Here is a 24,960-nt window from a genome sequence, read left to right as displayed (position 1 = left end):
GGTCAAACGTTGAGTAATCGTCCAATCGCTATCGATTTATTTTCTGGTTGTGGCGGAATGTCACTTGGTTTAGAAGCTGCTGGCTTTGATATTGCAGCCTCTGTTGAAATAGATCCTATTCATTGTTTAGTACATCATTACAACTTTCCTTATGGCGTAACAATTTGCCAAGACATTTCACAATTATCTAGCCAAGAGTTATTAAATTCAATCACGCATAAAGGATTTAATCGTAATATCGATCTCATTGCGGGCGGTCCCCCTTGTCAAGGATTTTCTCAAATCGGTAAAAGACAACTTGATGATCCCAGAAATCAATTAGTTTTTGAGTATCTTCGTATCGTATCCGAAGTTAAACCAAAGTATTTCATCTTTGAAAATGTACCTGGCATGGCAACAGGAAAACATCAGCACTTTTTGAACGAACTTATTACAGAATTTGCCAAATCAGATTACTCTGTTGTTCAACCAATTAAAGTATTAGATGCCTCTTTGTATGGTGCGCCACAAAAACGGAAAAGACTTATATTAATTGGCTATAGAAAAGATCTGCCTAAACCTAAATACCCTGCTTATACTCATGGTGACAATAATCTTCAGCCTTTAAATACCGTTAGTTCGGCTATTGGTGATTTATCTAACATATCTGTATTTATTGGAGATGATTGGGGAATAGATGCTCAAAAGCTAGATTACTCTCAATTTAGAGAAAATTTTGCAATTGATCAACAGGGAAAATATTCTTTATGTCATCAAAGAGTTGTAGATAATATCGTTTGGGGACATATTGGTTCTATGCATACAGAGAAATCTATTAAACGTTTTAAACAAACATTACCGAGTGATATAGAAAAAGTTAGTCGTTTTTTCAAACTTGCTCCTGATGGTATATCTAACACATTGAGAGCAGGTACAGCTAGTAACAGAGGAGCTTATACCGCACCTCGACCAATCCATTATCAAATTCCTCGTTGCATTAGTGTTAGAGAAGCTGCCAGGTTACATACTTTTCCTGATTGGTTTCAATTTCATCGTACAATTTGGCATGGATTTAGAGAAATCGGGAATGCTGTTATTCCTTTACTAGCAAAATCTTTAGGAGAAGAAATAATTAAATGTCTTAATGTTGATTTGTTATCAATTAAAATTAAAAAATTGGCTGTTGTAGATAGTTCAATTCTAAGTTATAACATGAGGCAAGCATCAGCATTTTGGCAAGTACCTAGTGATGTAATTCCTAAAAGAACAAGATTAAAGATTTAAAAAATAAAATTGAAGTGAATAAAATTTACGCCCTCCTCTCCAAGAGATAAATTTGTCATAGTCTAAGAGAAAGTAGAGACGTGTCTTGGTGAGCGTTCCTTTGCGCCCGCAAGTGAGCCAGCGCGGTCTTGGGGTATCCCCAAGTGGAGCGACTGGCGTGGCGCAGGGTCTCACCGCAACAGGTTACGTTTGTACAAAAGCGCGAAGCGTCAGAAACGTGAAACAAAGGATCAAAAGTAAGAGGACGGGGCTTTAAAAGTCCCTCTAGAAGAATTTTATAGCATAAAATTGATTTGAGTCGTCAATTTTTTCCTAATTTGTAGATAATTGATTTTCTTGAAAGAGATAATCATAGCAAGCAATCATAATTGATGAAACCTTTATTTTATCCACCCCGACTTAACCCTTTATTAGTTCGTTTTGTTCAAATAATTGCTCCTTATGGTGCGCGATTGTTTTATAAATTTGAACTGGTAATCGGTTCTGAATCTCTAGATCAAATCAAATCCCTACAACATAAAACTTTGCTTTTAACTCCTAATCATCCTACGTTTCATGACCCTATTGTGATGTTTGTTTTGTCTGCCAAATTAAAAGAAAAATTTCATTATTTAGCAGCATACGAATTATTTAACAGTTGGTTAGCAGGATTTTTTCAAAGATTGGGTGTTTATTCAATTCGGAGAGGATTAGTAGATCGATCTAGTATTACAGAAACTTTAGCTTTATTAAGTAATCCTGAATCACGTTTGGTAGTTTTTCCTGAAGGAGGTTGTTCATTTCAGAATGATACAGTTATGCCTTTTAGATCTGGTACAGTACAACTTGCTTTTAAAGCGATGGAAAAAAAAGCCAAACAAGGGGAAACAATACCAGATTTGTATGTTGTTCCTGTTAGTATTAAATATAAATATACTCAAAATATGGAAAAAGCGATCGCGCAAACTCTAGAAGAATTAGAACAAGCTTTAAATATCATTCCAGAATCTCATTTTTCTTCTTATCAAAGACTTAGATTAATTGCTGAACAAGTAATTGTGAAAATTGAACAGGATTATGGATTAGCCACTACTGAAACAAATTATCAATCTTGGCAAGAAAGAATTAAAAAATTAAGAATTAAAATTATAGAAAATTGTGAACAGCAACTGGGAATTCTTACTAATCCTAATGAAATGGTGAGAGAACGTACTTATAAACTGGAATATGTTCTCAAAACTAAAGTTGAACAATTAGAATCAAGTGAAGTAAATCCAGAATCTAATTTACTAAAAACTGAATCTGCTCTTAATTTAGACTTAATTGACAAATCTATTAAGCGTCTTTTAAACTTTGATGCAATTTATGATGGTTATGTCGCAGAAAATCCTACATCAGAAAGATTTTTAGATACTTTAATTAGATTGGAACGAGAAGTTTTTAATATTGATAAACCTAAACCTAAAGGATTTCGACAGGCAATAGTTAAGATCGGCAATCCTGTAAATCTTAAAGATTTTTTTAACGATTATCAACAAGAACGCCTTAAAACTGTTAATAATGTCGTGTTTCAAATTCAGCAAGAAGTACAAAAAAAACTTGATATAGAGTTTCTCAATTAAATGAGATACAGTTAATACTAAATCCTGTTGGTATACACCATTTAAAAGTTGTGTAGAGGCAGGAGACAGAAGGGTTTTAAGCTAATTGAAACTTCCAATCGATAAGTGTATTTTGAGAATCGGATTTAGTATAATATCCTGGTATGAAGGTTAATGGGTAAAAGACAGAAGTATCAGAACCTAATGACAACCTTTAACTAAAAGTATATTTTGGTAATCGAATTTTATCTTAACTGTGCGATCGCAAAAATTATTGCTTAAACGATACTATATTTTCAGACTTAATCAAACCTTTAACTTTATCAAATAGTTTTTCGAGACGAAAAGGTTTGTAAAGAATATCATTAGCACCATTGTTGTAGGCGCAGTCTTGGCTAATCTCGTAGTTAGCAGAGACAAGTAGAATTGGCATAGTAGATAAACTCGGTTGACTGCGAATTTGGCGAGTAACTTCAAGTCCATCTGTATCAGGCATCATAACATCTAGCACTACTAGCTCGGGATTAATTTCTTTAACCATCGCCAAAGCTTCTTTTCCGTTACTAGCTTGCTTAACTTCGTAACCTTCTGATTCTAAAGATAATTTAAAAAGGTAGAGAATATCGGCATAATCATCTACCACTAAAACTGACTTAGACATCAACTTATCACTTTTATACTCGTAATTTAATTTAGCTTCTTATTTTAAAAATACTCTATACCTAATTTGTGAACCTCTCTCTTTTGGCTAATTTTTTCTACTCTATCTATAGCTTGAGCAAATTATTTTTTGAAGCTTAACCTTCTTCACTTTTAATCTGAATTTGAGTGGGAAATTCTCTTAAAATCAAGGTATAAATATCTGTGGGCATATCAATGTCTGCTTTCTCCAATGCTTCTTTAACGGCTTGAGCTACTTTGGAAGTAGTAGCTAAAAAACCCGAACGTCGAGAATCAACCCAAAAACGAATTTCTAAATTAACTGTACTAGCTGCTAATTCACAAACTAAAATATCAGGTACGGGAGTAGCTTCAACTTCTTGAATTTCATCAATTGCTTCTCTGATTACTTTTTTGACTGTATCAATATCCTCACCATAATCAATTCCTACTTTTACTGAACTACGACGACGAGGTGAAGCAGTATTATTGATAATGCTGGCTTGAAACACTTCTTGATTAGGAATATAAACTAATCGCCCGTCATAGGTTTTCATCGTTGTGGCGCGTAGTTGAATTTGAGCAATTGTTCCTTCAAAATCACCAATAATAACTTGGTCGTTAATTTTAAATGGTCGTGCAGATAGTAAAATAATGCCAGAAATATAATTACTCAAGACATCTTTAAGACTAAAACCGATCGCGACACTGGTTAAACCCAATGCTCCTAGTAAAGCTCCGAAATTTAACCCCATCACACCTAAAGCAATTACGCTCCCTAACAACCAAACTCCGCCATAGCTCAATCTCCCAATTAATATTTCGGTACTAGAATCACCTTCAGTTCGCTGCGCCCACCGAAAGGCAAGATAACGAACACTAGTAGCTGCACTCCAGGTAATCCCAATTACAATAATTGCTCCAACCAAAGAAGGTAAATTATTGATTGTATCTTGTATCAGTTGACGAACAGTTTCATAAAGACGTTGTCCGACATCAATGGCTAAAGGAGGTCGATTGAGAGCTTGATTGAGTTGTTTTGCCCATCTTTGAGCTAAATCTTCGACTTCTAAGCCAAAATCTTCTGCATCTTGCTGAGTTACGGTCATTAAGACGCGATTGTTAAGTTGTAAAGTGGCAATTTGACGAGGATTATCAGGCTTGACTGTAACTTGTTCTACCACATCAGATTGGGTTAAAACACTGGCAATTCGACGATTAATAATTTCTGCTCGTTGAGTGGCATTGATTTCAGGTAAACTCCCGATTTGAAAAATTGGTCTACCTCGAACCAAAACGTCGGCAAAATAAAGTCCAGGAATAGCTTCGACTGGAGTATTATTCGGCGGTATTAGTATTTCTTCTTCCTGAGTTAAAGCCACCGAAGCAGTTGTAATTATTAATCCGATGGCTATTAAACTGGAAAACCGCCTGAATTTTGGTAAAGAAAAATTGATCATTATCTTTCAGGACAAGGCTTTGAACTTTTAATTTTTGCCTTCGTACCAATTCATTAAAGGCAATGCACTAATTCCATGAATAATTACTGAAATAGTAATGACGGTAAAAGTGATCCAAGAAATTTGTTCAGCCGTGTTACCACTAAGACCTTTTCCTAAAGCATAGGCTAAATAATAAATTGAGCCAATTCCACGAATGCCAAACCAACCGATTAAATATTGAGTAGGACGAGGTAAATAACCATTAAGGTTAAATAACCAAACTCCGAGAGGACGAATCAAAACAAACAGGCAAAAAGCGATCGCGATTGATTGCCAGGCATAATTAATCATCGGGTTGATCAAGAGCATAGTTCCAAGTACCACTACCACCGTTATTTCTAGTAATTTCTCTAGTTGTTCGGTAAATTCTAGTTGTGCCATTCGTTTCTCTTGATTGGTGAAGTAAGTTCTTTGTACTACTACCCCAGCTACAAATACTGCCAGAAATCCATAGCCATTAACTAATTCTGTTAAAGAGTAAGCTAGTAAAATAGTACTAAGAGCGATAAAATCTTCCATGATCTCATCTGCTCGTCGTCGCTTTTGTAATTTGCGATCGCACCAAATCACAGCTTTAGCGACAATAATGCCCATAACTATCCCAGCAGCGATCGCCCAAAGCAAATCTACGGCTACCCAACTTTTAAACCAATTGTCCCAGTTAGAATCTTTATAAGCATAAAGACCAAAATAGACAAAAGGAAAAGCTAAGGCATCGTTTAATCCACCCTCGGAAGTTAAAGCAAAGCGCAATTCGTCCTTATCTTTTACACTAGCCAACTGTACTTCTGAAGCTAAAACTGGATCGGTAGGAGCTAAAATTGCTCCTAGTAAAATAGCTGCACCCCAACTCATTCCTAACAGCCAATGTGCGATCGCAGCTAGAGTAAAAATTGAGAAAGGCATTAACCAACCAATCAATCTTATCGTAGTTTGCCAATTTCTCAGGTTGAGAGGACGATTCATCTTTAAACCGCAGCAAAAGACCGACACAATCACCACAAATTCGGTCAATCTTTCTAAAAATTCAGCATCGGGTCGAACAGTAATTAGATTAAAGCCATAAGGACCAAGACTAATTCCTACCACTATATAAATTAGTGCATAAGACAAAGGTAAACGAGCAATCCAACCAGAACCGAGAGTTACAGTTAGCAGCAGCAAACCAATCACTAGCAGATCAAGAATGTAATAATCCATGTTCTAGCTCTAAAATAAATTAAAGCCTAGCGTTGTTGGTTATGACTACAAATCAGCTTTGAGTTGGATTTTTGAACATCAGTAAACCGTAAATTACCAATAAGCAAATTGTGGATGCGATCGCTTAATTTGATTTTTGCCGTGAGTCGATACTTAAAGCCCCAGCACCAGCGTAAATAACCATCAACAATCCACCAATTAAACCAATATTTTTGAGAAAATCATTGATCTCATTGGGGTCAGCGATGGGATTGTGAAATATCAGAGTGGTGGGAATTAAAAATAAAATTAATAGTATCGAGCCAATCTTAACTTGATAGCCTAACAGTAAAGAAAGACCTCCCAATAATTGAAATAAAATTGTAAAAATTAACAAGATATTGGCAATAGGCAAACCCTTGTTAGTCATCATTAGGACGGTATTATTAAAACCTAAAAGATGGCTAATTCCAGCCTTGAGAAAAATTAAGCAAAGACAAACGCGAGCAGTTAAAGGTAAATATTTCATTTTTTAAGCATAATTAAAGACAGTTCTTTTACCAATTCTCAGTTATGGAAGAATTATTAGAACTCAAACAGTTACTTCTAAAAGGTGATCTTAAAGGATCTTTAGCGATCGTTGAAGAACTAGAAGAAATGGGTCGCAAAAGTATTATCAAGACTATTCGTAGTTATGCAGTAATTTTATTGCTACATTTAATCAAACAACAAGCGGAAAAACGCACCACTCGTTCCTGGGATGTGTCTATTCGCAATTGTGTTCGCGAAATTCAACGGGAAAATAAGATGCGCAAAGCAAAAGGTTACTATCTCAACCGAGAGGAATTAAAAGAAATTCTCGAAGAAGCTTACTTAAATGCAATCGATAGTGCTTCTTTGGAAGTAGCAGAAGGACGTTATTCTCCAGAAGAATTGGAAACTTTAATTAACCGTGAAGAAATCTTTGATCGCGCTTTGATCTCTATTATGAATAGTTAAATTAAACTTACAATAATTGAGAAGGGGAGGGAAAAACCATGGATAGTCGCTTAGGCTTTCTTGTTGATCCCCTTTAGTTGCGATCGCGCACGCGCCTCGGCTGCGCCGAGATCGCAATAAGAATGATATTCGACTACTTTAGTTTTTCCCCTTCACCAATAAATTAGCTTGCCCAGCGATCGCGCCATTTAACAGTACCTTCTTCGGCAACTACCCAACGACGACAGACTAAGTTTTCTCTCACAGGAGATTGTCCTTCACGCCACATAGCGTATTTATAGACAATTGGTTTACCTGCACTTTCCTCAAAAGGAATTTCTCCAAACCAGGTATTTTGATTAATATATTCAAGAGGGTAGGCTTTCCCGATATCCCAGTTACCGAGTTCGGGACAATTACCCGTTACCACAATAGTTTCTCCTGGTTGAGTATCCACTGCATTAAGTTGTACGCGGACAATAGTTTGACCCTTAACTCTCTCTCCAACATGACTAATTACAATGGCATCGTGTGCTTCTAATTCTAAATTGTGAATCGCACCATCTTCTACCGTAAATTTTCGACGAGTCAGAATACAAGTATGTTCGCCATCGGGCAATTCTGTAGCAACAGTCTCTACAGTTACCGCCTCATCTCGATTCAAAGCTACAAAAACTAAAGAATCCCGATAACGACGAATATAACAATAAACATCAGGCGTAATATATTTTTGCCATTGACTGCCAAGAGATACAGCAGGATTGAGACGACGCAAACCAGAAAGTAAACGAATATCGCGATACAATTCACTTTCTGTGTCCCAATTTTCCATCATCGGACGGTTATAAGGATCGTTATTACCATAGGGATTATTATCTCCATTAGTGTCATTGTGAAGATATTGTTCCGTTCCGTAATAGAGACAGGGGATACCACGAGTAGTCATTAACAAAACTACTGCCAACCTCAACACTTCTGGATCAGGATTTAAAGTTTGGAAGCGGTGCATATCGTGGTTATCGATAAAAGTAATTAATTCAGTCGCACAGTCATAACGATAATCTAAACCAAGGACATCTTGTACCAGATGAAAACCTGCTTCTTCCCAAGAACCCAAAGCTTGACGAATTGCCATACACAGACCAAAATCCAGAATAGTCATTCCAGAATTATTAGCAAACTCAACTGATTGAGGATCGTCTGGGCTATTGTAAATCCATTCTCCAAAAATAAAGACATCTGGTCTATGGTTAAGAATATCTGCATTAAATTCTTGCCAAAACCAAATTGGCATATGTTTAACAGTATCAACTCTTAAAGCGTCTACACCTCGGTCTAACCATTGTTTAATGGCTGATTTAATATAATTGCGATATTCGGTATTATTTTCGTTAAAAGTAGCGAGTCCCGATAATTCACAGTTTTGTACTTGCCATTCATCTTCCCAGTTAGTCACTTCACCATAGTGGTGATACCAAAAATCCTTATCATCGTTAAAATCGGCAATTTTTACCCCATCATCGTATAATTCGCCTTTGTTTCCACTAATATCGGGAGTACTATGATTGCACACAATATCCAGAATTAGCTTCATGTTACGTTTGTGCAACTCTTCAATCAGGCGATCAAAAGTAGTATTTTTTGCCTCCTGAGTAGCATTGAGAGAAGGATTTTCGTCCTTCCCAATAAAGCGAGGATTGAAACGTTTAAAATCTTTTGTCCAATAACCGTGAATAGCTGCACTTTCAATAAATAAACTTTCAACTTGTTCAAATAAAGGAGTCAACCAAATTGCCGTAACTCCGAGATTTTTAAGATAATCTAACTTATCAATGACGCCTTGTAGGTCACCACCCCAATATTTGCCCCATTCTTCCTGATTTGGGTCATAAAGTTCGGGATTAGGACCTTCGCTATTATTAGGATCACCATCATGAAAGCGATCAACAACAATAAAATAAATAGTTTCTTGGCGAAATTCAATGTCTCTAGTAAAAAGAAAGTCTAAATCTAGCTCTTGTTCAGGTTTATGTTCATGTTCATCAACTAGTAAATTTAGTTCATCTTCCGCTTGAGTACTAGTTACCGAAGACTGAGATGAAGAAAATTGATCGGAAGAGGTAGAAACCATACAAATTTAATCACAAAAATAATTGAATAATTGAGCATTTTACTCAATTGTTCAGATAACAAAAAGATCAGTGATTAAAATTCGGTTACTGTATCTTAAAAAAAGCGATCGCGTCGGTGGGGTTAGCTCAGTATTTACTTAAGCTTTTCTAGCAAAATTATTTCGGTTTAACCTATTCTTACTTAAATTTTACTTGTAGCATATTCTTTGATCTTTTTACGTATAAAAACATAACAAAAATCGAGCAAGGAACATCATCAATGCCTTACAACGGAGTAGCAACTAAACCTTTTACTAATAATTCTTATATCAATAGTATTTTATGGGGTGGAAATTACTGGACAAACCCAACTACAACAACAAATTCGACTACAATAATTCCTTATTCTTTTTTACAACCAGGTTCAGAATTTTTTGATGATAATTATGGCAACATAGCTACTCAAGCTGATTCTTGGTTAAATTATGAAATTCAAGCGATTCAAAAAGGATTACAAGTTTGGTCAAATGTAGCAAATATTTCTTTTGTTCCTACTGCAAATAACTCCTCAACTGCCACCCTAAAGTTTTATTCAGTTGATAGTGAACAACTTGATTCTGATAATGACAGCAGCACTATCACTCTAGGTCGATTTAATCCACCTGGTGAACCTGGAATGGGAATTGGTTACTTTAACTGGGAAGGAACAGGCTGGGATGAATCGGGTTTACAACAAGGAGGTTACGGTTTTGTTACCATAATCCACGAACTTGGTCATGGTCTAGGTTTAGCTCATCCTCACGATGATGGCGGTAACTCTTTAATTTTTCCTGGAGTTGATTCCGATGATGATACAGGAACTGATGGACTAAATCAAGGCATTTGGACAACCATGTCTTACAACGATGGTCTTGTTAATGATCCTCCTCCAGGATACAACTATGGTTATCAAGGTACACCATCTGCTTTTGATATTGCTGCGGTTCAATATCTTTATGGCGCAAACATGGATTATAACACTGGTAACAATATCTACGAATTACCTGTTGTCAATGGTGCTGGAACTTATTATTTTACCATTTGGGATGCTGGCGGAGTTGATACTATTACCGCCCAAACCGCTACAGCTAACGCTACCATCAATCTCAATCAAGCACCTTTAGTCGGTTCTAATGCAGGAGGTTATCTTTCTAAAGTAACTGGTATTTATGGTGGTGCTACGATCGCTCATGGTGTCACAATTGAAAATGCGATTGGTGGAGAAGGAGAAGATCTAATTATTGGTAATAGTGCTAATAATAAGTTAACAGGTTTAGAAAAAAGCGATCGCCTTAGTGCTGGTTCGGGTAACGATACCCTGACTGGTTCAAATCCAGATGTATATGATTCAGGCGTAGGTGAATATGATACTCTTACTGGAGGTTTAGGAGCAGATCTATTTGTATTGGGTGATAATTTGGAAAGCTATTATCAAGATAATGGCTATGCCACAATCACTGACTTTAGCCTCGCAGAGGGAGATAAATTACAAGTTTTTGGTAGTGCTAGTGATTATATGGTACAAGTCGATCAACAAGATGTTTTGATTAGTTATGGTACAGATACTATTGCTTTAATCGAAAATGCTGCTTCTTTAGCAAGTTCTTTACCAAGTCAAGGATTTTTGTTTGTCTAAAGTGATTTATTACTAAAATCAAGTCTGTTTAATTACTAAAAAAAATTTACGACTCAAATCAATTTTATTACTTATTACTTTCTTTCATAGCTATTCAACAGGATTCTGATTCAACAAACTATTTATAACTACGCTGAGTCAACTGCACATTTTCAAAATGCAATTTTTCTTGATGCATTACAGGAGATTGATTAGTTCCTTGATATTCCCAAGCAGCCACATAAGCAAAATCTTCATCATCCCGCTTTGCTTCTCCTTCAGAAGTTTGATATTCTTCACGAAAATGTCCGCCACAAGACTCTTCCCGATCAAGGGCATCTCTTGCCATTAATTCGCCTAATTCGAGAAAATCTGCTACTCTACCTGCAAATTCAAGATTTTTATTAAGAGTATGACTATCACTCGGAATTTTAACATTTTGCCAATATTCTTTCCTCAGAGAAGCGATCGCATTAATGACTTCTTTCAATCCTGCACGATGACGAGACATCCCTACATAATCCCAGAGCAATTTACCCAATTGGCGATGAAATTCCATCACGGTTTTATCACCCTGAATACTAATCAGCTTGTCAATATTATTATTTACTGCTGTTTCTGCTTCTTCAAAAGCGGGGTGAGTAGTATCGATGGGAATCAAATCATTAGTTGCTAAATAATTACCTAAAGTATAAGGAATGATAAAATAACCATCTGCTAAACCCTGCATCAAAGCACTAGCCCCAAGACGATTAGCACCATGATCGGAAAAATTTGCTTCTCCCAAAACGTGTAAGCCAGGGATAGTACTCATCAAATTGTAATCTACCCACAAACCACCCATAGTGTAGTGAACGGCAGGATAAATTCGCATCGGTACTTGATAGGGATTTTCTCCAGTGATTCGCTGATACATCTGAAAAAGATTATCATAACGTTCAACAATAGTATCCCTGCCTAATTTATTAATAGCATCACGAAAATCTAAATAAACTGCTAAACCAGTTTCCCCTACTCCTTTGCCGGCATCAGTCATTTGTTTAGCATTACGAGAAGCAACATCACGAGGAACAAGATTACCAAACGACGGATATTTCTGTTCTAAAAAATAATCTCTTTCTGACTCAGGAATTTGATCTGGACGACGGCGATCGCCTGGTTGTTTTGGTACCCAAACTCTACCATCATTTCTCAATCCCTCACTCATTAGAGTTAACTTCGATTGATATTCTCCAGAAACAGGAATACAAGTAGGATGAATCTGAGTAAAACAAGGATTAGCAAATAAAGCTCCTCGTTTATAACAACGCCAAGCAGCAGTTACATTAGAATTTCTGGCGTTAGTAGAAAGATAATAAACATTGCTATAACCACCAGTACATAGTAAAACTGCATCACCGCTATAGCGTTCAATAGTTCCTGTAATTAAATTACGAACAATAATGCCTCTAGCTTTCCCGTCTATAACTACTAAATCCAACATTTCCCGACGGGTATACATCTCAATTTTGCCAGCAGCAATTTGACGAGACATGGCACTATAAGCACCTAATAATAATTGTTGCCCCGTTTGTCCTCTCGCATAAAAAGTTCGCGAAACTTGCGCCCCACCAAAAGAACGATTAGCCAGTAAACCTCCATATTCTCTCGCAAAAGGAACTCCCTGGGCTACACATTGATCGATAATCTGGTTACTAATCTGTGCTAGACGATAAACATTTGCTTCACGGGAACGATAGTCACCACCTTTAATCGTGTCGTAAAACAATCGCCAAATTGTATCCCCATCATTAGGATAATTTTTGGCAGCGTTGATACCCCCTTGGGCAGCAATGCTATGGGCGCGACGAGGAGAATCATGGATACAGAAGCTTTTGACGTTATAACCCAATTCCGCTAGTGTAGCAGCAGCAGACGCACCAGCTAAACCTGTGCCAACAATTAAGATATTGTATTTGCGCTTATTGGCTGGACTAACTAATTTGCAGTGGTCTTTATAGTAATCCCATTTATCTTGTAGTCTACCAGGGGGAATTTGGGGGTCAAGTATCATTAGAAATTAAATTTTAGATGCGACACAGCTATTAGTGTAGGATTTTTTTGCTAGCTTTGACATAATCCTACTTTTTACAGAGAAAACTGGTTGAGTGGAATTGTCGGCCTTTTATCTCGATCAAAACTAAAGACAAGGGAAGTAAAGGATTTGCTTCTGGAGATTGATAAACAAATATGGACACTGTTACCTATCCCATCGTCGAAACCTTTCATTCTGTACAAGGAGAAGGTGCATGGACGGGAGTAAATGCTTTTTTTATTCGTTTAGGAGGTTGTGATGTTGGTTGTTTTTGGTGCGATACTAAACAATCGTGGAATGCGAAACGTCATCCTCAACGTCAAGTTCAAGATTTAGCTGAGGAAGTCCGAAACGCTCATCCTGCGATCGCGGTTATTACTGGTGGTGAACCGTTAATGCACAATCTCTATCCTCTAACGGCAGCTATTAAAAGTTTGGGCATCAGAGTTCATCTGGAAACTTCTGGCGCACATCCTTTCAGTGGGGATTTTGATTGGGTAACTTTTTCCCCAAAACAGTTTAAACCTCCTCATCAAAGTGTTTATTCTCACGTCAGTGAACTTAAAGTAGTAATAGCAAAATCAGAAGATTTGATTTGGGCAGAGCAACAAGCTAGTTTAGTATCTCCTGAAACCTTAAAATATTTACAACCAGAATGGAATACACCCAGCAGTAAAGATTTAATCTTTGAATATATCTTAAAACATCCTCAATGGCGTATTAGTTTGCAAACTCACAAATTATTAGAAGTTCGATGACCAAAGCAGTTGTGTTACTTTCTGGAGGTTTAGATTCTGCTACCACAGCAGCGATCGCTATTAATGAAGGCTTTGAAGCGATCGCACTTTCCTTTAGATATGGGCAGCGTCACGCCAAAGAATTATCAGCAGCTAAACAAATTGCTCAACTTTTGCAGATCAAAGAGCATTTTATTGTTGATATTAATTTATCTCAGTGGGGTGGTTCATCGCTCACGGATCAATCAATTGACTTGCCTCAAACTGGAGTAGACCCAAATATCATTCCTTCTACCTATGTACCAGGCAGAAATACAGTTTTTATTGCGATCGCTCTTGCTTTGGCAGAGGCTAAAGGTGCTACAGCAATCTATCTAGGTATCAATGCCGTAGATTATTCTGGTTATCCCGATTGTCGTCCTGAATATTTAGCAGCTTATCAAAACTTAGCTAATCTTTCTTCTAAAGTTGGTGTAGAGGGCAAAGCACCTCAACTGATTGCCCCTCTCGTTCAAGATTCTAAAGTCGATATCGTTCGTCGTGCCTTGAAGTTAGGAGTTCCTATCGAAGTTACTTGGTCTTGTTATCAGGGAGGAGAACAACCCTGTGGTTTATGCGATTCTTGCCGTATACGCGATCGCGCTTTAATTGAGGTTGGTCGACCCGATCTAGCTAGTCGGCAGCTTTAATTGCAAATAATTCTAATAATCAAGTAAATTTAGTAAGCAAATTATTAGGTATTTATTGCTAAGGATTTTGCTGAAATCAAAAACATAAAAGGACAAATTGCAGCTTAGTTCTTAATAAATATTCATTTAAAGCTAAAAAATGCTTTTTGATTATTACTTACTTGAATAAACTTGTTTTTCTTTTTAATTAACCCTAATTAGCTCAATTTATATCTATTGAGAATTACTTGCATAAATTGTATGATAAATAACCAAATCTGATTCAGTTTAGACAGAGTTAAATAGATGAACAAATTTTCACGACGAATGTTTCTAGGGGCGGGTGCAGCGGTCGGTTTTAGTCAAGTAATTAGAGTTAAATCAGGCATAACTCAAACCAACTCAGTCAATATCTACTCTTCTCGTCACTACAACACAGACGCTCAATTATACGAAGGTTTTACTCAGCAAACAGGAATAAAAGTCAATCTTATTGAAGGCAAAGACGACGAATTAATTGAAAGAATTACCAGTGAAGGACAAAACAGTCCAGCAGATATCCTCATTACAGTTGATGCTGGTCGTCTCTGGCGAGCAGAACAAGCGGGTCTTTTTGCGCCCGTAACCTCTCAAACTTTAACTAATAATATTCCTGCTAGCTTACGTCATCCCAATAATCTTTGGTTTGGTTTTTCCAAGCGAGCGCGGGTGATCATGTATAACAAAGATAGAGTCGATCCTACTCAATTATCTACTTACGAAGATTTAGCCGATCCTAAATGGCAAGGAAAACTTTTAATTCGTTCTTCTAGCAATATTTATAATCAATCCTTAGTTGCATCTTTAATAGATGCTCACGGCGAACAACAAACCGAAGAATGGTGTAGAGGAATAGTAGCTAATCTGGCTCGACCACCCCAAGGAGGAGATACAGACCAAATCGAAGCAATAGCAGCAGGTTTAGGCGATATTGCTGTAGCTAATACCTATTATCTTGCTCGATTAGGTAAGGATAATAGCCGTAAATCCCAAGCTATTTTTGAAAAAGTAGGTGTATTTTTCCCCAATCAAAGCGATCGCGGAACTCATGTTAATATAAGCGGTGGCGGTTTAACTAGATATGCACCGAATAAAGATAATGGAGTCAAATTTTTAGAATATCTAGTCAGTCCTAGTGCGCAAGAGTTTTTTGCCCAGGGCAACAATGAATATCCTGTGGTAGAAGGAACTACTATTGATCCAATCGTGGCTGGTTTTGGAGATTTTAAAGCAGATACTACTAACGTAGCAGTGTACGGTCAAAATAACGCTTTAGCAGTTCAAATTATGGATCGTGCTGGCTGGAAATAAAGTTTGGAAAGCACAATTTGCTTTTAAATTTCTCAATTAATTTTTGATAGTCTGTCAGAAGTTCTGGGAATTATAAAATTGAGGACACAGGTTCGAGCCTACCTCAAAACCGTGAACTGTAGGTTCAGTTTGCCTAATTTAACCTGATCATCAATTTTATGCCCAGAAAACCAGACGAATATTCTATTTATATTTTGCTCAATAACGGACACAAAGAAGAAGTTCGCTTTAGTACTGTACAAGAATTTCAAAAATGGTACAGTACCGAACTTGTCCCCAAATCTGATTCACAGGATTTTATTAATGTTCCGATCAAAAATATTCAAGGAGAATATATGGTTGTACGCCCAAGCAGTATAGTTGCTATTCGGGTTGAACCAGTCTTTTTAGGCAGTGTAGAGCGATTTTAAACGAAATTTTGGTTTATAACTGTTCTAAATAGGTTAATAAATCTGCCATTTCTTGTGTACTGGGTTGAAATTTGGGCATAGGTGGAGTTTTTCCACTAATTACCTGCTCAATTAAATCTATTTTAGATTTTCGCTTAGGAACATTTTTTAAACTAGGGCCAACAATACCATCACCTTCAATGCCATGACAGCCAGCACAATTAATTTGAAAAATAGCATATCCCTGTGCTACATCGCCTTGAAGAGCTAAAACTTCAATGATGTAAGGATCAGAAATTCGATGCCAATATAGACCCAGAATGGTAATTAATCCGATTAAGACTACGAGCATAGTGGGAATCATGATTCGCTTAATTAAAATTTGTGGTTGAAGTAACTGGTTATCCACTGATTTTTGATAAATGTATTTACTTATAATTTTGTTTCAATTCATAAAATAGCTTAAGATTTGACAGCCAGACTAGACAAATCGTAAAAAATCTTGAGCAAAATCTTCTCTCAGTTGAGGCTAGAACTAAAGCTACTAGTCAAGTAGGATATATTCAGACACATAATTTTTTATCTCAAGGAGAGATTGCTGTGATTGAACCGTTACTACTAGGGATTGTTTTAGGTCTGATTACCATTACTTTAGCCGGCTTATTTTTTGCTGCATATATGCAGTACAAAAGAGGCAATCAACTAGGAATCGATTAATTCTCAAAAGAAGAGATTGTTTCTTATATAAGATAATAGTGTGGGCATTTCGCTCACGCCATTATTTTTTTTTATTATTCAAACTTACTGGATTAAGCCTCAGTTTGCAATTGTTCTAGAAAATTGAGAGCTAATTGTACTTCTCCTCTAGCAAAAATTTCAGCTTGACGAGTTTGGTTAGCGGTATAGCTCAGGTTAATCTCTAAATAACTAGCTGGTTGATAGGGTAAATGTTGCGCCCATTCAATGGCAGTAATTCCTAGGGGAACTTCAATGCCTTCCCAATAAGTCTCTGGATAAATAGCAGCAACTTCAGTCGGTTGTAAACGATATAAGTCTAAATGATATAGCGGTAAACGACCTTCGTGATATTCATTGACTAAAGTAAAAGTAGGACTGACAATAGAAGTTTCTATCTTTAAGCCTTTGCCAATTCCTTGAATGAGAGTAGTTTTTCCAGCACCAATTTCTCCTTGCAATAAAATCGTTGTTCCTGCTGGTAAAAATTGACCTAACAAAATCCCTAAATCTTGAGTTTTATGAAAGTTAGGCAGATTGATGATCATTAACAATTTTATCTAAAATTTTATTTATAAATATATATCAACTATCAACTATGAACGCTCAACCAGGGAAATGAACTGTATTTCATTAATCTGAGAACCGCTATAGTCAATTGAGCTAATAGATTGTTTCAACAATCCTTAAAAGTTCATCTAAATTTTATATTGTACTGCTTTAAAATTACATTAACTTAATATTCAATTGATATTATTAAAACTAAGCCAAGTAATTGTAGTTGGGATAGCAAAATAAATCAGGTTTGAGTTGTATTTAAGAACCAGGATAACCAAAACCTACTAATTATTCTAAATAAATTCGACAGTCTTATAGTTATAACTAAACTTTCGTCTTTATTTTGTTTATCCCTTTACCTCTCAAATTTTTTCACAATTTTTCCGGCAATTGATATTTTTGGTTGCCATTTGCCAGTATACCAACGTAGTAAGACTTTAGCTAAACGATTGGAATTATGACGGACATAGCCAGTTTCTTCATCTTCATCCATAACATTGGCTAAGACAATCCGACGACCTAAATTACCAACATCTTCTCGATCTACAAATACAGGATGAGAATTTTCTAGGGCATATTTTTGCAATGATTGAGGAGAGGGGGGTTTTTTATGTACTAAAACCGCATCAAATAATTTTTGATTTGAAATGCGATCAATGGCACGAATATGATCGGCAACAGTATAACCTTCGGTTTCTCCTGGCTGAGTCATAATATTACAAACATAAATCCGAGGTACATTAGCTTCTGCGATCGCTTGACTGATTTCAGGAACTAATAAATTAGGAATAATACTAGTATAAAGACTACCAGGACCAATAATAATATAGTCAGCTTCGCGAATTGCTTTAATTGCTGCGGGTAAAGCAGGGGGATTGGCAGGAATACAGCCAAGATTAACTATTTTTCCGCCAGCTTGAGGAATATTAGATTCTCCTTCGATAATTCTACCGTCTTCAAATTCTGCCCATAACCGCACATCACTTAAAGTAGCGGGCAATACTTTACCTCTGATAGCTAAAACTTGAGAACTAGCTGCCACTGCTTGCTCTAAATCTCCTGTAATTTCGCTCATCGCAGTCAGAAATAGATTGCCAAAACTATGACCAATTAAACCATCTCCAGCCCGAAAACGATATTGAAACAATTCGGTGAGAAGTTTTTCTTCATCGGCTAAAGCTGCTAAACAATTGCGTAAATCACCAGGGGGTAACACCCCAATTTCTCGTCTTAGTCTACCTGAAGAACCACCATCATCAGCTACAGTTACGATCGCGGTAATATTACTACTATACTGTTTTAAGCCTCTCAACAAAGTAGAAAGACCCGTTCCACCGCCAATTGTTACTATTTTAGGTCCTCGATTTAAACGACGACGATTAAGAAGCATATCGACTAATACTTCTTCTTGATCTACTTTAAAAACTTCGCTAATTGAACCAACAGTACGAGATTGTCCCCAAAAAACTAAAAATAATCCTGCTCCTATGGCTAGAGGTCCAGAGATGTAGTTAGGTAAAATGGTTGTGATATTCTCTAATAAGCCCGAAACAAACTCTAACAAACGATAAATTGGAGTGAGTTTAACCCAGATTGCTACACCTAAAACCGCGATCGCTAAACCACTAGCACTAATCAACAGCCAACGTTTGATAAATAATCCTGGTGATAGCCATTTAAACCATTGGTTGACTCTAGGAGTAGTTTTTTTGTGCCGAGAAGAGAGTTTATGCATTGATACTTGAACCAAGCTTTAGGCTGACCAGTCAGGAAAGAATTACCATAAACATAAACCATCTTGGCTAAAACGACAGTAAAGACGATTAATAATTAAAAATTATGAATTTCTCGCAATATATTACGAACATTTTAGACTGATCGTTACTACTATCATCCAAAAAGCGATCGCTCTAACTAATCAGGCGATCGCTTTAAACTATGAATCTTTTTATCTTGTTTCAAAAAAACTAAGAGATCTGTTCAAATTCGCGATCGCTCATCGCATCTGCTGCATCTTGTTCGGCTCTTGCTTCAGCAAAAACAGCATGATAACACCATCCTGCTAAAAGTGCGCCGAGAATAGGTGCAAACCAAAACAACCACAATTGAGCAATTAACTCTGTGCCAGCAAATAAAGCAACTCCCGTACTACGAGCAGGATTGACTGAGGTGTTGGTTACAGGAATACTAATTAAGTGAATCAAAGTTAATCCTAAACCAATCGCCACAGGTGCAAAACCAGCAGGCGCACGACGGTCTGTTGAACCTAAGATAATCATTAAAAACATAAATGTCATGACCACTTCTGTAATCAGACAGCTTAATAACGAATAACCTCCAGGAGAGTGCGCTCCGTAACCATTAGTCGCCATAGGATTAGAGCCTTCTAAACTAAACTCAGGATTGCCACTAGCAATCAACCAAATAATAGCTCCTCCTAGAATAGCTCCAAGCACTTGAGCCACAATGTAAGGAAGTAATTCTCTACCAGAAAATCGTTTACCTGCCCATAAGCCAAAGGAAACAGCCGGATTAAGGTGACAACCAGAAATATGACCAATTGCATAAGCCATCGTTAGTACAGTCAATCCAAAGGCTAAAGAAACGCCAACAAAACTAATACCTAGGGGATAATAAACCTCTTGTCCGATAATATTAGCATCAGAAGTAAATACAGCAGCAAGTACCGCACTGCCACAACCACCAAGAACTAACCAAAAAGTTCCGATAAATTCTGCAACATATTTTTTCATATGTCTGTATATTTTAGTTAATAAAGATTAGTTATTTTGACCCAAATATTACCGTATAAAATAAAATTTTTAGCTAAATTTGATTATTTTTTAATAAACTTTTAATTGATCGTATTTTTGTACTATTTTATGGTTATTATTTAATTAAAAAAAGATAAAAAAACAATATATGTTATTTGTTATTTGTTGATAGCAAAATTTTTAGTCGCTCAATGTCTATACCTACTGCTCGACAATATAATGTATTTAAAACATCTCTGTAAAGGTGTTTTTTCGGTTTTATCAAAATAAATATGTTAATATTGAGATTTTGATCATTTCTAAATATATTTTGTGAAAAATTACGGAGTAATTTAACTTTCTTAATATATAATTCAGTCGGTAAATATAGCTTATTTAAAATAAACTAAATAAAAAGGTTAATTTAAACGCAAGCTCTTTCCCTTAAATCAAATTCAACAGTAAGATTAGAATGTTTTTGAGTTTCTTTATCGCTTATATTAAGCGACTTTAACCTGGTTAATTAATTCTCAAACACAGTAATTTCTAATTTTAAATTAAGCTTCTACAAATCCTATTTTTTTTCATTAATTGGGAAGAAAAACCTAATCCCAAAAAACCAACAATTAAAGCCACCGTATTATCTGATTCGGGAACTTTTTGACAAGGATTAATAGTTTTTGGAGCTTGAATACAAGATTGATTACTTGTAGTAGCAACTAACTTAACTTGAGTTGGATTAGCAAAGAAATTTTGATATCTACCAGCTACAATGATTTGACCAAATTCTTGATTATTTCCAAAAGAATTATCGATAAAAAAGTTGGTAATACTAATATTAGAAGTTGCTCTCGGGTCAAGAAAATCATTATTAAAGTCTTGGGCTAAATTGGTAGTTAAATTTCCTAAGACTCTTACTCCCCCTAAAAATCCTTCATTAGCACTATCAAACAAAGAAAAAGATATACCACTAAAAGTAGCAACACTACCATCTAACCAACTATCAACTGCATTATTAATATTTAAAGATAGTTGAAAATCAAAACTCAAAACTTGATTAGCAGCAATGAAAAAGTTTCCAGTCGCTTCTGAAAAAGTTGTTGCTTGACCAAAATATTTTAGACCTTCTCCAGTAGCATTAGTTTGAAAGTTAGTATTTAAAAAAGCAACAGGGCTATTAATATTTTGATTATCAATGACAAAATTTTGAATTCCATCGGCGTTACTATTGACTATCGCGGTAGCATCACCAGAAATAGCCACAGCATTGCGCTCGCTTTGGGCTGTAGGATTAAATGGGGAAATATTAAAGTTATTTAAAAATAAACTATTTTGTGCCGAAGAGAAGGTAGCAGCTTGGACTGATAAAGTACCCACAAAGGTACTACCAAGGGAAATAATCGTTAATAGGCAAGTTTTGCTTGATATTTTGATACTTGGCATAAGTTTAATGTATTTAATTAGCATTTGAATTAATTTAATATAATCTAAATAGATAAATTATTAATCAATTATGCAGCAAATTTTTAACTAATATCAAAAAATTATATAATATCTTTTCAAAAAAATAAGTTTACATTTTCGCTAAATTTTTTAAAAAACAAAATATAGTTATCTAATCAGGAGTTAAGATAAAAATTATTTGGCTACAAATATATTTTTCTTTATTGAATCTTTATGTAAAGGTGACTTAATAAGCAAATAATTAAGATTTGCTCAAATTAAATTTGAAGTTATTAAAAAGACAGCTATAAAATTAATATTTAATTTACAAATAAAGCCTTAACTTAATCTTGATTTCAAAAGTAAAAACTCAAAGAAAAAAATTTGATTTTTGAAACCACTGTTTTTTATTAAATGAGTTAAAGTTCAACCTCATAGTTTTATGTTGCTGGTTGATCAACTATGAACTATTATCTAAAGTTATCTTACTGATTCAATGTTTAGCAGCAGATTTAAAAGATAGTGGTAAATTAGTTCAACATCTAGGTAGGATAAGATTTGCCCTCAACAGACTATCTCATCACAAGGAGCAAGAGAGCGATGCCAGATAATCGTAGAAGCCAAGTCGTTACGAAAGGTGAACAGCGATCGCCAAACCGAGCCATGTTACGGGCTGTGGGTTTTGGAGATGATGACTTTACTAAACCTATTGTCGGACTTGCCAACGGCTATAGTACTATTACCCCTTGTAATATGGGGATTAATTCCTTAGCACAGCGAGCAGAACAAGCTTTGTTTCAAGCTGGTGCAATGGCTCAGATGTTTGGGACTATCACCATTAGTGACGGAATTTCGATGGGAACAGAAGGAATGAAATATTCCTTGGTATCTCGTGATGTAATTGCCGACTCGATTGAAACCGCTTGCAATGGACAAAGCATGGATGGAGTTTTAGCAATTGGTGGTTGCGATAAAAATATGCCTGGGGCAATGATTGCGATCGCAAGAATGAATATTCCTGGTATCTTTGTTTATGGCGGTACGATTAAACCAGGTAAATACAACGGACAAGATTTAACTGTTGTCAGTGCTTTTGAAGCGGTAGGGCAATATAGTGCAGGTAAGATTGATCGAGAAGAACTTCTAGCAATTGAACGAAATGCTTGTCCTGGGGCTGGTTCTTGTGGTGGGATGTTTACAGCTAACACCATGTCTTCCGCTTTTGAAGCAATGGGGATGAGTTTACCCTATTCTTCAACTATGGCAGCCGAAGATGCAGAAAAAGCAGATAGTACCGAAAAATCAGCTTTTGTTTTAGTAGAAGCCATTCGTAAGCAAATTCTTCCCAGCCAAATTTTAACCCGTCAAGCCTTTGAAAATGCTATTTCAGTAATTATGGCGGTAGGTGGTTCGACTAATGCCGTATTACATTTACTAGCGATCGCAAATACAATTGGTGTTCCTCTAACCTTGGATGATTTTGAAACAATTCGCAAGCGTGTACCTGTAATTTGCGACCTCAAACCTTCTGGTAAATATGTCACTGTCGATTTACATAATGCTGGTGGTATTCCTCAAGTCATGAAGATGTTATTAGTTCATGGTTTATTACACGGGGATGCACTAACAATTACAGGACAAACTGTTGCCGAAGTTTTAGCAGATGTAACCGATACACCTCCAGCTAATCAAGATGTAATTCGTCCTTGGGAAAATCCCGTATATAAAGAAGGGCATTTAGCTGTATTAAAAGGAAATCTAGCGACAGAAGGGTCTGTAGCAAAAATTAGTGGTGTTAAAAATCCTCAAATTACAGGGCCTGCCAGAGTTTTTGAATCGGAAGAAGAATGTTTAGATGCCATTTTGGCTGGCAAAATTAACCCAGGAGATATCATTGTTGTCCGCTACGAAGGCCCTAGAGGCGGTCCTGGTATGCGAGAAATGCTTGCCCCGACTTCAGCAATTATTGGTGCTGGTTTGGGTGATTGTGTTGGTTTAATTACCGATGGACGTTTTTCTGGTGGTACTTATGGTATGGTAGTTGGTCACGTTGCTCCTGAAGCAGCCGTGGGTGGTACGATTGCCCTAGTTCAAGAGGGAGATAGTATTACTATTGATGCTCATCACAAACTTCTACAACTTAATGTTGCTGAGGAAGAATTACTCAAACGTAGAGCAGCTTGGCAGCCTCCTCAACCCCGCTATACCAGAGGTGTGCTAGCAAAATATGCAAAATTAGTTTCTTCTAGTAGTTTAGGTGCAGTGACTGACCATAATATCTTATAAGCAAACTCTAACTCTTCATCAAAGCTGAGAATAAACTCTTACAAAGAGATACTTTTCAGCTTTTTTTTATTAAAAAATATATTTAGACTTTTGTTTTTTACAGTATTTTTTGGCTATAGATGTAAAGAAATAATTGAAAACTGCACTTAATCAAACAGGATTATCTAAGATTACAATTAAGCTTAATTGATTCCTCCTAAATAGAAGAAACCAGCAGAGGAAATGAAATCTACACACCTAATTTCTCAATCTAGTGCGATCGCTTTATTGAGTACGATTTGCTGTATTTATCCAAAAGCAGTGACTGCTCAAATCGATATTCCTCGGATGTCTGCTGAAACTTGTGCGGTACTCTCAGGTAAACAAAAACTCGATAGTCGCACACTTCAGTATTTATTATTGCTTGAAGAAGATTTTGCCGATCCCAATCCCGTTGCAATCGCTCTTTATAAACAAGTCATTCAGCAATGCCCTCAAGCCTACCTAGATTATCAACAACGTAAGCGAGCAAGTAATCCTTTTGCAAACAATCCAATTGTAAATACTGATTCCACCCCCTTATCAAATTTAACCAATACCGAGCCTAATAACACCAATACATCTCAAACCAACGAGCAACAGGAGATGGCAAAATATGATGAAGCGATTCGTCTTCATCCTAATGATGCTAAGGCTTATTTGGCAAGAGGTACAGCCCGTTATGACCGCAAATACTATCAAGAAGCGATCGCAGATTATACAGAAGCAATTCGTCTAGAACCGAACAATCCTCTTGGTTATGCTAACCGAGGTTTGGCAGAGCAATATTTAGGGAATAAACAAAACGCGATCGCAGATTATCAAATTGCAGCTAAATTATTTCAAGCTCAAGGCGATCAAGATAATTATCAAAGAGTTTTAAAGTTGTTAGAACAAATTTAACTGAAGTGTTACATAAAATGAGCATAAGGTTTTTAAAAATTGTATATTACTAAGTTTCGATCTAATTGCAATACTATGTGTAACACTGTTAGGCTACGGTTTACTTAAACTGATTAGTT

22 protein-coding genes are annotated in these 24,960 nt (G+C 36.2%); 11 read left to right on the top strand and 11 right to left on the bottom strand.

Going from position 1 to position 24,960, the window contains the following annotated elements; translation table 11 throughout:
- Positions 1–9 precede the first annotated feature (9 nt).
- Complete coding sequence (locus tag STA7437_RS12650) at positions 10–1,263, top strand: DNA cytosine methyltransferase (RefSeq protein WP_015193779.1); 1,254 nt, start codon at positions 10–12, stop codon at positions 1,261–1,263.
- A 371-nt stretch (positions 1,264–1,634) separates the two neighbouring features.
- Entirely contained in the window at positions 1,635–2,864 is a 1,230-nt protein-coding gene (locus tag STA7437_RS12645) for a lysophospholipid acyltransferase family protein (protein ID WP_015193778.1), read from the top strand.
- A 250-nt stretch (positions 2,865–3,114) separates the two neighbouring features.
- Here the strand turns inward: STA7437_RS12645 and STA7437_RS12640 are convergent, their stop codons facing one another.
- The 4 genes from STA7437_RS12640 to STA7437_RS12625 form a co-directional block, all read right to left on the bottom strand.
- Entirely contained in the window at positions 3,115–3,504 is a 390-nt protein-coding gene (locus tag STA7437_RS12640; protein WP_015193777.1) for a response regulator, read from the bottom strand.
- A gap of 136 nt (positions 3,505–3,640) precedes the next feature.
- Positions 3,641–4,963 carry a mechanosensitive ion channel family protein gene (locus STA7437_RS12635; protein ID WP_015193776.1) on the bottom strand — a complete coding sequence of 441 codons (1,323 nt, stop codon included), beginning with the start codon at positions 4,961–4,963 and terminating at the stop codon, positions 3,641–3,643.
- Between the two features lie 27 nt (positions 4,964–4,990).
- Complete coding sequence (locus STA7437_RS12630; RefSeq protein ID WP_015193775.1) at positions 4,991–6,205, bottom strand: cation:proton antiporter; 1,215 nt, start codon at positions 6,203–6,205, stop codon at positions 4,991–4,993.
- Positions 6,206–6,329: 124 nt separating this feature from the next.
- Entirely contained in the window at positions 6,330–6,713 is a 384-nt protein-coding gene (locus tag STA7437_RS12625; protein ID WP_015193774.1) for a DoxX family protein, read from the bottom strand.
- A gap of 44 nt (positions 6,714–6,757) precedes the next feature.
- Between STA7437_RS12625 and STA7437_RS12620 the strand changes: the two genes are divergently transcribed.
- Complete coding sequence (locus STA7437_RS12620) at positions 6,758–7,183, top strand: DUF29 family protein (RefSeq protein WP_015193773.1); 426 nt, start codon at positions 6,758–6,760, stop codon at positions 7,181–7,183.
- Between the two features lie 163 nt (positions 7,184–7,346).
- Here the strand turns inward: STA7437_RS12620 and STA7437_RS12615 are convergent, their stop codons facing one another.
- Positions 7,347–9,293 (bottom strand): alpha-amylase family glycosyl hydrolase, encoded by a 1,947-nt coding sequence (locus STA7437_RS12615; RefSeq protein ID WP_015193772.1) that lies wholly within the window; start codon positions 9,291–9,293, stop codon positions 7,347–7,349.
- A gap of 260 nt (positions 9,294–9,553) precedes the next feature.
- Here STA7437_RS12615 and STA7437_RS12610 point away from each other — a divergent pair, with 260 nt between their 5' ends.
- Positions 9,554–10,948 carry a M10 family metallopeptidase gene (locus STA7437_RS12610; protein WP_015193771.1) on the top strand — a complete coding sequence of 465 codons (1,395 nt, stop codon included), beginning with the start codon at positions 9,554–9,556 and terminating at the stop codon, positions 10,946–10,948.
- Between the two features lie 118 nt (positions 10,949–11,066).
- On the opposite strand, the gene STA7437_RS12605 is transcribed toward STA7437_RS12610, so the two are convergent.
- A complete protein-coding gene (locus tag STA7437_RS12605; protein ID WP_015193770.1) occupies positions 11,067–12,980 on the bottom strand; it encodes a fumarate reductase/succinate dehydrogenase flavoprotein subunit in 1,914 nt (637 codons plus the stop codon).
- A 176-nt stretch (positions 12,981–13,156) separates the two neighbouring features.
- On the opposite strand from STA7437_RS12605, the gene STA7437_RS12600 reads away from it, so the two are divergent.
- The 4 genes from STA7437_RS12600 to STA7437_RS12585 all read left to right on the top strand — a co-directional run bounded on the left by STA7437_RS12600 (position 13,157) and on the right by STA7437_RS12585 (position 16,166).
- Positions 13,157–13,759, top strand: a complete 603-nt coding sequence (locus STA7437_RS12600; protein WP_015193769.1) for a 7-carboxy-7-deazaguanine synthase QueE — start codon at positions 13,157–13,159, stop codon at positions 13,757–13,759.
- A complete protein-coding gene (gene queC, locus STA7437_RS12595) occupies positions 13,756–14,427 on the top strand; it encodes a 7-cyano-7-deazaguanine synthase QueC (protein ID WP_015193768.1) in 672 nt (223 codons plus the stop codon). Before STA7437_RS12600 ends, queC begins: the two co-directional genes overlap by 4 nt.
- 285 nt (positions 14,428–14,712) lie before the next feature.
- The gene (locus tag STA7437_RS12590; RefSeq protein WP_041619392.1) at positions 14,713–15,756 is read left to right on the top strand and encodes a Fe(3+) ABC transporter substrate-binding protein; all 1,044 of its coding nucleotides are present in this window, start codon (positions 14,713–14,715) and stop codon (positions 15,754–15,756) included.
- Positions 15,757–15,914: 158 nt separating this feature from the next.
- Entirely contained in the window at positions 15,915–16,166 is a 252-nt protein-coding gene (locus tag STA7437_RS12585; protein WP_015193766.1) for a hypothetical protein, read from the top strand.
- Between the two features lie 13 nt (positions 16,167–16,179).
- On the opposite strand, the gene STA7437_RS12580 is transcribed toward STA7437_RS12585, so the two are convergent.
- The gene (locus tag STA7437_RS12580) at positions 16,180–16,554 is read right to left on the bottom strand and encodes a c-type cytochrome (RefSeq protein WP_015193765.1); all 375 of its coding nucleotides are present in this window, start codon (positions 16,552–16,554) and stop codon (positions 16,180–16,182) included.
- A gap of 191 nt (positions 16,555–16,745) precedes the next feature.
- Between STA7437_RS12580 and petG the strand changes: the two genes are divergently transcribed.
- A complete protein-coding gene (gene petG, locus STA7437_RS12575) occupies positions 16,746–16,862 on the top strand; it encodes a cytochrome b6-f complex subunit V (protein WP_015193764.1) in 117 nt (38 codons plus the stop codon).
- Between the two features lie 92 nt (positions 16,863–16,954).
- On the opposite strand, the gene tsaE is transcribed toward petG, so the two are convergent.
- The 4 genes from tsaE to STA7437_RS12555 form a co-directional block, all read right to left on the bottom strand.
- A complete protein-coding gene (tsaE, locus tag STA7437_RS12570; RefSeq protein ID WP_015193763.1) occupies positions 16,955–17,428 on the bottom strand; it encodes a tRNA (adenosine(37)-N6)-threonylcarbamoyltransferase complex ATPase subunit type 1 TsaE in 474 nt (157 codons plus the stop codon).
- A gap of 365 nt (positions 17,429–17,793) precedes the next feature.
- Positions 17,794–19,173, bottom strand: a complete 1,380-nt coding sequence (locus STA7437_RS12565) for a gluconeogenesis factor YvcK family protein (RefSeq protein ID WP_015193762.1) — start codon at positions 19,171–19,173, stop codon at positions 17,794–17,796.
- A 232-nt stretch (positions 19,174–19,405) separates the two neighbouring features.
- On the bottom strand, positions 19,406–20,191 hold the full coding sequence (gene aqpZ / locus STA7437_RS12560) for an aquaporin Z (protein WP_015193761.1): 786 nt from the start codon (positions 20,189–20,191) through the stop codon (positions 19,406–19,408).
- A gap of 552 nt (positions 20,192–20,743) precedes the next feature.
- Positions 20,744–21,634, bottom strand: coding sequence for a hypothetical protein (locus STA7437_RS12555; protein ID WP_015193760.1), 891 nt, complete (start codon positions 21,632–21,634; stop codon positions 20,744–20,746).
- A 600-nt stretch (positions 21,635–22,234) separates the two neighbouring features.
- Between STA7437_RS12555 and ilvD the strand changes: the two genes are divergently transcribed.
- Both ilvD and STA7437_RS24900 read left to right on the top strand, forming a co-directional pair.
- Positions 22,235–23,920, top strand: coding sequence for a dihydroxy-acid dehydratase (gene ilvD, locus STA7437_RS12550; RefSeq protein WP_015193759.1), 1,686 nt, complete (start codon positions 22,235–22,237; stop codon positions 23,918–23,920).
- 222 nt (positions 23,921–24,142) lie between these two features.
- A complete protein-coding gene (locus tag STA7437_RS24900; RefSeq protein ID WP_015193758.1) occupies positions 24,143–24,841 on the top strand; it encodes a tetratricopeptide repeat protein in 699 nt (232 codons plus the stop codon).
- The last annotated feature ends 119 nt before the right edge of the window (positions 24,842–24,960 follow it).

Source organism: Stanieria cyanosphaera PCC 7437 (assembly GCF_000317575.1).
Classification (GTDB): Bacteria; Cyanobacteriota; Cyanobacteriia; order Cyanobacteriales; family Xenococcaceae; genus Stanieria; species Stanieria cyanosphaera.
Note: the sequence above shows the minus strand (reverse complement) of the source record. Positions and strands in the feature narration are given on the sequence as shown.

Excerpts from the sequence above, each read along its gene's own strand:
- STA7437_RS12645 (WP_015193778.1), top strand. The coding sequence starts at position 1,635 with ATGAAACCTTTATTTTATCCACCCCGACTTAACCCTTTATTAGTTCGT.
- STA7437_RS12640 (WP_015193777.1), bottom strand. The coding sequence starts at position 3,504 with ATGTCTAAGTCAGTTTTAGTGGTAGATGATTATGCCGATATTCTCTAC.
- STA7437_RS12635 (WP_015193776.1), bottom strand. The coding sequence starts at position 4,963 with ATGATCAATTTTTCTTTACCAAAATTCAGGCGGTTTTCCAGTTTAATA.
- STA7437_RS12630 (WP_015193775.1), bottom strand. The coding sequence starts at position 6,205 with ATGGATTATTACATTCTTGATCTGCTAGTGATTGGTTTGCTGCTGCTA.
- STA7437_RS12625 (WP_015193774.1), bottom strand. The coding sequence starts at position 6,713 with ATGAAATATTTACCTTTAACTGCTCGCGTTTGTCTTTGCTTAATTTTT.
- STA7437_RS12620 (WP_015193773.1), top strand. The coding sequence starts at position 6,758 with ATGGAAGAATTATTAGAACTCAAACAGTTACTTCTAAAAGGTGATCTT.
- STA7437_RS12615 (WP_015193772.1), bottom strand. The coding sequence starts at position 9,293 with ATGGTTTCTACCTCTTCCGATCAATTTTCTTCATCTCAGTCTTCGGTA.
- STA7437_RS12610 (WP_015193771.1), top strand. The coding sequence starts at position 9,554 with ATGCCTTACAACGGAGTAGCAACTAAACCTTTTACTAATAATTCTTAT.
- STA7437_RS12605 (WP_015193770.1), bottom strand. The coding sequence starts at position 12,980 with ATGATACTTGACCCCCAAATTCCCCCTGGTAGACTACAAGATAAATGG.
- STA7437_RS12600 (WP_015193769.1), top strand. The coding sequence starts at position 13,157 with ATGGACACTGTTACCTATCCCATCGTCGAAACCTTTCATTCTGTACAA.
- queC (WP_015193768.1), top strand. The coding sequence starts at position 13,756 with ATGACCAAAGCAGTTGTGTTACTTTCTGGAGGTTTAGATTCTGCTACC.
- STA7437_RS12590 (WP_041619392.1), top strand. The coding sequence starts at position 14,713 with ATGAACAAATTTTCACGACGAATGTTTCTAGGGGCGGGTGCAGCGGTC.
- STA7437_RS12585 (WP_015193766.1), top strand. The coding sequence starts at position 15,915 with ATGCCCAGAAAACCAGACGAATATTCTATTTATATTTTGCTCAATAAC.
- tsaE (WP_015193763.1), bottom strand. The coding sequence starts at position 17,428 with ATGATCATCAATCTGCCTAACTTTCATAAAACTCAAGATTTAGGGATT.
- STA7437_RS12565 (WP_015193762.1), bottom strand. The coding sequence starts at position 19,173 with ATGCATAAACTCTCTTCTCGGCACAAAAAAACTACTCCTAGAGTCAAC.
- aqpZ (WP_015193761.1), bottom strand. The coding sequence starts at position 20,191 with ATGAAAAAATATGTTGCAGAATTTATCGGAACTTTTTGGTTAGTTCTT.
- STA7437_RS12555 (WP_015193760.1), bottom strand. The coding sequence starts at position 21,634 with ATGCCAAGTATCAAAATATCAAGCAAAACTTGCCTATTAACGATTATT.
- ilvD (WP_015193759.1), top strand. The coding sequence starts at position 22,235 with ATGCCAGATAATCGTAGAAGCCAAGTCGTTACGAAAGGTGAACAGCGA.
- STA7437_RS24900 (WP_015193758.1), top strand. The coding sequence starts at position 24,143 with ATGAAATCTACACACCTAATTTCTCAATCTAGTGCGATCGCTTTATTG.